A 7,185-nucleotide genomic window follows, 5' to 3' on the forward strand; every position below is an offset into this window, starting at 1 on the left:
TAAGTAAAGAGGTAAATTTATAAATATTAAAAAAATAATTAATTATAAGAAGGGAGAAATAGTAGGGATTATGAATAAAAAATTCAAAAAATTCAGTAAAAAAATAGGTATATCAACTTTGGCTTTGACTCTATTTCTTTTTAACACTTTAACTGCAAGTGCACAAATTAAAGAGGATTCTATAATAGGAACTGATAGATATGAAACAGCAGGGCTTATAGCAGATAAACAGACTTATGACACAGTAATATTAGTTAATGGAGATAAAAATTTATCTGATGGACTTTCATCAAGTGGACTAGCTGGGGCTATTAACGCACCAATACTTTTGACTAAAAAGAATGAAATCCCAAAAGCCACTTCAAATAGACTAGATAATAAGAATTTGAATGTTGTAAAAAAAGTGTACATAATTGGTGGTTATAATACTATTGAAAGTTCAGTGGAAAAAGATATAAAAAGAAAAGGTATTGAAGTAGAAAGAATAAATGGAAGTAATAGAATTGAAACTAGTTATAATGTAGCAAAAAAAATAAATGAAGTTAGTAAGGTAAAAGATGTTATGTTGACAAATGGATTTGTAGGAGAGGCTGATGCTATGAGCATAGCACCTGTAACTGCAAAAAACAAGGGAGCTATAATACTTACAGATGGCAAATCAATTCCATTTAAGATTGAAGGATTAAATGTTTACGCTATAGGTGGCAAATCTGCAATAAATGAGGATTTGGTAAGGGAAACTAATGCAACTAGAATTGGTGGAAATGATAGATTTGAAACCAATAAAAAAGTAATAGAAAAGTTTTATAATGAATCAACGGACTTTTACATAACAAAAGGATATCAATTAGTAGATGCATTAACACTATCTCCTCTAGCAAAAGAAAAGCCAATCGTTTTAGTTGCTGATGGAAGTAATAAAAGTATTTTAAAAGGAGCTAAAAGTATAACAAAAGTTGGAGGAATTGATGCCAATATATATAAACAATGTTTAGACATGGTGGAATATAATGATATGAATATAACTCCAAATATTGTAAAACACTTAACTTCAATTGAAGGAAATGAAGTTTCTGAAGTATCTATAGAAACTGATAATTTAGGTGTAGTTGTTGAAAAGACGAATACTGATAAATTTGAGTTTGATTATGTGAGTGTAACTAATGAAAAAAATTGTACTTTTTCTGTGAATAAAGAGACTTCTTCTAATAATGGAAAAAATGGAAAGTTGGTTGTAAGTGCTAAGAAAATAATAGAGAAGAAAGATGGCTCTTTGAAAGATATGAATGGCGATAATATGATAAATGCAAATAAAGATAAGAGAGTAAATGTGATAAAGATTGGAATTCCTGATAAAGTATATTCTAATTTTAAAGTATATGTTGAAAGCGGTTCAGTAGAAATTTATAATATCAAAGGGGGAGCTACAGTTGATGTCAATAATGGAATTGCGAAAATTATCGACAAAAGTGTAACATATCCTTTTAATATAAACACTAATAGTGGGATTTCAGGTGTAACAGCCGAAACTATATCATCTGAGATAAAGTTTAGAGGAAACAATGGAATTGTAGATGTAACAGCTACAAATATAAGTGGTAATATAAGTTTATTTGGAAAGGATGGCAAAGATACCTTTGATGGTATATTTAAATTAAACTTGAAAAAAGAACCATCAAATTTACACTTGAAGTTGATTGGAAATGGTCTGAATAAATTACCAGAAGGTTGGTCTAAAGATTATATTTTAGGAAATGGACAACCAATTGTTGAAGTCAAAAACAGTGGCATAAATAATATATCACTTGGAGAATAAAAACATATGAAAATAGAGCTTATATAATTTGAAAATTACTATAAGCTCTACTTATATTATCAATATTTTACATGTGGTATTATGTACTTAACAGTTATCTGCTTTAAATGAATTATCTAAAATATCGTAAATTTGTTTTGCAAATTGACGAGAATGTTCTTCTTTTTCTGTATCCATAAAATTAGGTTTACCTAAATCACGTTCAACAAGCATTCCTATATATTTTAACTGTGAATGTTTACAATAACGCTTTATACCATCTTCCCAGATATCAGCTCCTTTTTCAGGTCTATATCCACAAGTTGTAATAAGTGCTACTGATTTTCCTGACCATAGCGCAGGTCCTTTTTCATCACCATAGTATTTATTCATACCATATACCAATCTATCAAGCAATGCTTTCATTGGAGAAGTGCAATACCAAGAATAAATTGGAGTTGCAAGAATAATTAAATCACACATAAGAACTTTTTCGAAAATTTTATGAACATCATCATCACGACAACATCCAAAAGAAGATAAATTTTTCTGGCATTTTTTACAGGCAATACAAGGTTCTATTTGATAATCATATAACCATAACATTTCAAGATTTGCATTATAGTTTTCTAGTTCTTCTATAAATGGTTCTAAAATAGAAGCAGTATTACCATTTTTCTTAGGGCTTCCCATAAGAATACATACTTTCATATTAACACCTCCATATTATTTTAAAATAATTTTTAATCATATAGTAATATTTAAATTTTATAAAAACTTTTTAAATATATATTACATAGAATGAATTTCATTTTATTTAGCAGTTTAAAACCAATAGTCTAAAGAAGTGATTTTAGAAAACTAGCAATATTAGTAACTATGTAGAATGATAATAAAATTAAAATCATCCATGTAAAAATATGATTTTTGTATGGATATACCTTATTAATTCTCTTTCCAATACGTACCAGTAAAATATACATTAAAAAATATGCTAAAAAGACCATTAAAAATTTCATATATAACCTCATAATTTTAAAGTTTCATATAAATTTAGGATACTACGAGAATACATTAACAACAATACACTTTTTTAATCTGTAACAAAGTTGAAATAAATCATTCGAAAAATTAGACAAAAACAATTAAGATTGGATATAAAATATATTTGATATAATAATTTCAAGTTGTATTTTTTTATTAGAGAGATGAATTTATGGCATAAAAACTTATAAATATTACTATTGAATGTTTATTATATAAAATATTTGAAATGCATATTTTAAACATATGTATGTAGTTAACTATACCAATCTATAGTAAAATATATTATAAACAGTATAGGAACTTGATTAATAAAATCATCTATAACTTTGGAGGTATAAAATATGTATTTAAATCAAGAATATAGTTTTATAAAAGAACATGCACCATGTTATATATATGATGAGGTTAATATAATTGAAAGATGTATGGAGTTAAAAAATAGTATTTTAGGTTTTGATTTTTTATATTCCATAAAAACAAATCCATATAATAAAATTGTAAAAAGCATTGCTAAACAAGGGTTTGGAACAGATGCAGCATCAATGAAAGAAGTATTGATTTCAAAAGAATATGGAGTGGATAGAGATAATATTTACTATTCTGCACCAGGAAAGATAGAAGAGGATATAGAAGCTGTTTTAGATAAGTGTATAATTATTGCAGATAGTATAACAGAAATAGAACTTATAAATAAAATATCAAAAAAACATAATAAAAAAATTAAAATAGGTATTAGAATAAATCCTGATTTTACTATGGATGATGATAGCTCTATATCAAGCAAGTTTGGTAGTGATATAGAAGATATAGATAATGTCTTTAAAATACTAAATCTTTGTAACTATATATCTGTAGTTGGAATACATATACATATTAAATCTCAAGTGTTAGATTTTGAAAAGTTAGGATGTTATTATGAAAAATGTTTTCTCATAGCACTAAATTTAAATAAAAGTGAACATATAAACATTGAATTTATAAATTTTGGTAGTGGGATTGGAGTAGTGTATGATAATCTTAAAGAAAGTCCAGTTAACCTTAAAAAGCTTTCGATACTAACTGAAAAGATTGTTTCCATTAATGCAAATACATTAAAGGCTAGACTCCTTATTGAATCAGGCCGTTTTGTAGTTTGCACATCAGGCAATTACTATACTAAAATTGTCGATATTAAGGTGTCAAGAGGGAAAAAATATCTTGTTGTAAGAAATGGTCTTAATGGATTTATGAGACCTATTATTTCTAATTTAATTGAGAAAGTAACTTGTGGTGTAGAATTAGAAGGGCAAGAACCATTATATACATCAAATCATGCATTTTCTTTTTCAGCATTAAGTGATTCAGAAGAAGAAGAGTATGTAACGATAGTTGGAAACCTTTGTACATCATTAGACGTATTAGCTAATAATGTTAAATTAAAAAAGGCAGCTATAGGAGATGTGATTTTGATTAATAATGCGGGTAGTTACTCATATTCTCTATCGCCATTAATGTTTTCAAACTATGAATTTCCTAAACAATATTATAAAAGAAAAGATGGATTAATTGAGTAAATATATCTCCTAATTTTTGATAAGTAAAAGTTGTTTTATCATAACCATCTGGAATTTCATAAGAAGTCAATTTGATTCCTTTCTTTTCATCTGTGAATAGGAATAAATGTGGCGTTGCATGTGTTTTTCCATTAAAAAGCTTCTATCATTAATTTAAAGTAGATAGGATTTTAGGGAGTGACACAGAATATAAAATATGAAGAATTAGACGAAAATAAATTAAATAAATTTGAAGAGTATTTCATAAATCTAAAATACGATTAAGAATAAATCTGGTGGCAAAATAAATTTGGTAACAAATTTATTTTGCCATTAATTAAAAATTATTATATAGTGTAGTAGTTTGCTTTAGAATAAGCACACTTATAGTATAAAATTTTATGTAGTTTTGTAGAGTTATAAACAATCTACAATTGTTCCCTCAGGAAATAGTCTTCTAAAAACAAATCTCACTAAAGGGCCTGCAATTAGTAGTTGTAATGGCAATGCAATAATAAAGTTGTTGAATATATTAACAATCCATACAAATAAGATTGTGCTAGAGAAACCAACTGATTCAATGGCTCCAAATAAAGACATACATATAACCATTCCACACACCATACAACTTGATATAACAATGGCCTTTGCAATTTGTCTACTTTCTGGATTTACAATACAAAATGCAATTTTTTTAGCAATTTTAGAAACAATAAACCAATCAAAAATCATACCTACTACATAGGCTAGTGGAAAACTCATCCAAGCATTTTTTACAGTTTCTGATGAAATACCTTCATGCAAAGAGATATTATAGATACTCATAAAAAAGACCATAAAAGCACACATAAGTACTGTGAATATCAAACTTTCTTTTTTGTTTTGTGGCATACTTATTTACCTCCAAATTTAATTTATTTATATTAGAATTATACATTAAGAAAAATTTTAGTGTAAGTAATTTTTTTTGATTTTTAATTTTTTATTTAATTGAAAAATATTTTAATATAATGAAAAATTAAATTTGAATATAAGATATGATTTTAAGAGGATAATTAATTAGAAAAATTATTATAAATTAAATTATAATCTATTAAAATTACTATTCTATATTGTCTAAAATAATATAGAATAAATCAAAGCTTTTTTAAAAATTTAATTTAAAAATAGACATCTCATTAAAATGCAAATTAATTTTAAGAAGAATATTTCAAAAGTTAAATGCAAATATATTTTTAGCTTCTGGAAAACGTTTCTCTCTAAAAGCAGGAAATATAAACTTATCTATGATATATATAATCTCTAATATATGAATCAACAAGAAAATTTAAATTTTTATTTTTTTGATAATCTATATATTATTTATGTACTTAAATTTATTATGTAGAATAATCAATACTTATGTAATTTATTTTAGAATTATATCAAGAAATAATTTATGGAAAAAATTGGAAAATATTATTATCGACAAAATCTTTGACTTAAAAACTATATTGCGATAGTATTAATTTAATAAAAGTTTGAGAGGGGCGTAAGGTTATGACAATTTCAAAAATACCACAAGCAGAGTTAAAAGTTATGAAGTTTATTTGGGAAAAGAATGATACAGTGACATCAAAAGAAACTATTGAAGCTATGGAACAAAAATATGGATGGAAACAAACAACAACATTGACACTTTTATCAAGACTTGTTAAAAAGCATTTCTTGGATGCAGAAAAAATAGATAGATATACTCATTATACGATAGTTGTTGGACACAAAGAATATTTAAATGTTGAGACAAAAGAATTTTTAAGTAATATACATGATAATTCTTTGCAAAGTTTACTTTCAGCATTACATGAAGATGAAGTTATTGACAAAAATGCATTAGATTTATTTGAAAATCATTTTAAAAATTTAAAGGATGAATAAGCATATGTGTTTATATGTTTAAGTTTTTAATAGATAGGTATGTACAAAAATCTATACTGGTATTATTTAATAAGTTACCAACTATTTATAAATTGATGATTAATAGGTGTAAATTCAATAAAAGACCTATAATGATTAAAGTAGATGGTATCAAGTTAAATGATACCACCTATTTTAGTGCTTCATATTTTTAGCTTTAAAAATAATCTTTTAATTCATTCTTTTTCTTTAATTCAAGCCATTATTTTATTTAATCATATCAAACTGCCTTAATTGTTTCTAATTCTTCTTAGAGTTAATTTATATTTTCGAGCATAATTAAAATAAAATAAAGAAATAATTTTTATATTTTCTGACTATATTGTTAACAATTTAGTTGTCAATATTTCATAGTTAATTTTATACTATTATTAAAATCATTAAGTAATAATATTAAATTTAAGTGTCCTTTTATGTTATAATGAGTATGTATTTTTAATGGTATATTTTATTGTGAAGATATAAATTAATTATTTTTGGAGAGTTATTATGTTAGACACGTTTATAACAATTGTTTCTTCTATTATAGAGATATGGGCATGCAAGAAAGTATTTGATTATACAAGTAAAGTAAAAACTAATTTAATAAAGTTAAATATATCTTTCTTGTTTTCTATTTTTCTCATTATTTGTTCTTTTTATATAAATGTAGGAGCTAATGATAGAATATGGATAAGTATTCTTATAACCTTTATTTTTTATAAGTCAAATTATAAGGTAAATATATATAAATGTTTAGTAATTTTGTTTTTTTATTGGATGGTGTTAATAGGTATAAATGCATTGAGTATGTTATTAGTAGTTTTAATGAACAATTTAGATAATATGAATATTTTACTTAGTGGAAATTTATAC

5 protein-coding genes and 1 pseudogene are annotated in these 7,185 nt (G+C 24.9%); 4 read left to right on the forward strand and 2 right to left on the reverse strand.

Annotated features, from left to right (window positions below; genetic code table 11):
* Window positions 1–70: 70 nt before the first annotated feature.
* The gene (locus KGF50_RS19390) at window positions 71–1,816 is read left to right on the forward strand and encodes a cell wall-binding repeat-containing protein (protein WP_227849578.1); all 1,746 of its coding nucleotides are present in this window, start codon (window positions 71–73) and stop codon (window positions 1,814–1,816) included.
* 87 nt (window positions 1,817–1,903) lie between these two features.
* On the opposite strand, the gene KGF50_RS19395 is transcribed toward KGF50_RS19390, so the two are convergent.
* Entirely contained in the window at window positions 1,904–2,506 is a 603-nt protein-coding gene (locus KGF50_RS19395) for a flavodoxin family protein (protein WP_227849579.1), read from the reverse strand.
* Between the two features lie 677 nt (window positions 2,507–3,183).
* Between KGF50_RS19395 and KGF50_RS19400 the strand changes: the two genes are divergently transcribed.
* Window positions 3,184–4,395: a pyridoxal-dependent decarboxylase gene (locus tag KGF50_RS19400; RefSeq protein ID WP_227849580.1), complete on the forward strand. Its 1,212-nt coding sequence runs from the start codon at window positions 3,184–3,186 to the stop codon at window positions 4,393–4,395.
* Between the two features lie 396 nt (window positions 4,396–4,791).
* Here the strand turns inward: KGF50_RS19400 and KGF50_RS19405 are convergent, their stop codons facing one another.
* Window positions 4,792–5,265 carry a DUF2798 domain-containing protein gene (locus KGF50_RS19405; RefSeq protein ID WP_227849581.1) on the reverse strand — a complete coding sequence of 158 codons (474 nt, stop codon included), beginning with the start codon at window positions 5,263–5,265 and terminating at the stop codon, window positions 4,792–4,794.
* Window positions 5,266–5,913: 648 nt separating this feature from the next.
* Between KGF50_RS19405 and KGF50_RS19410 the strand changes: the two genes are divergently transcribed.
* Together KGF50_RS19410 and KGF50_RS19415 are read left to right on the forward strand one after the other, a co-directional pair.
* The gene (locus KGF50_RS19410) at window positions 5,914–6,291 is read left to right on the forward strand and encodes a BlaI/MecI/CopY family transcriptional regulator (protein WP_227849582.1); all 378 of its coding nucleotides are present in this window, start codon (window positions 5,914–5,916) and stop codon (window positions 6,289–6,291) included.
* A 528-nt stretch (window positions 6,292–6,819) separates the two neighbouring features.
* Window positions 6,820–7,185: pseudogene (locus tag KGF50_RS19415) on the forward strand (histidine kinase); the annotation flags it as partial.

The sequence above is a fragment of the Clostridioides sp. ZZV15-6598 genome (assembly GCF_020657705.1).
In the GTDB taxonomy this organism is placed as follows: domain Bacteria; phylum Bacillota; class Clostridia; order Peptostreptococcales; family Peptostreptococcaceae; genus Clostridioides; species Clostridioides difficile_F.

Bases quoted from the DNA above. Each gene is read 5' to 3' on its own strand.
- KGF50_RS19405 (WP_227849581.1), bottom strand. From the start codon at position 5,265: ATGCCACAAAACAAAAAAGAAAGTTTGATATTCACAGTACTTATGTGT.
- KGF50_RS19400 (WP_227849580.1), top strand. From the start codon at position 3,184: ATGTATTTAAATCAAGAATATAGTTTTATAAAAGAACATGCACCATGT.
- KGF50_RS19390 (WP_227849578.1), top strand. From the start codon at position 71: ATGAATAAAAAATTCAAAAAATTCAGTAAAAAAATAGGTATATCAACT.
- KGF50_RS19410 (WP_227849582.1), top strand. From the start codon at position 5,914: ATGACAATTTCAAAAATACCACAAGCAGAGTTAAAAGTTATGAAGTTT.
- KGF50_RS19395 (WP_227849579.1), bottom strand. From the start codon at position 2,506: ATGAAAGTATGTATTCTTATGGGAAGCCCTAAGAAAAATGGTAATACT.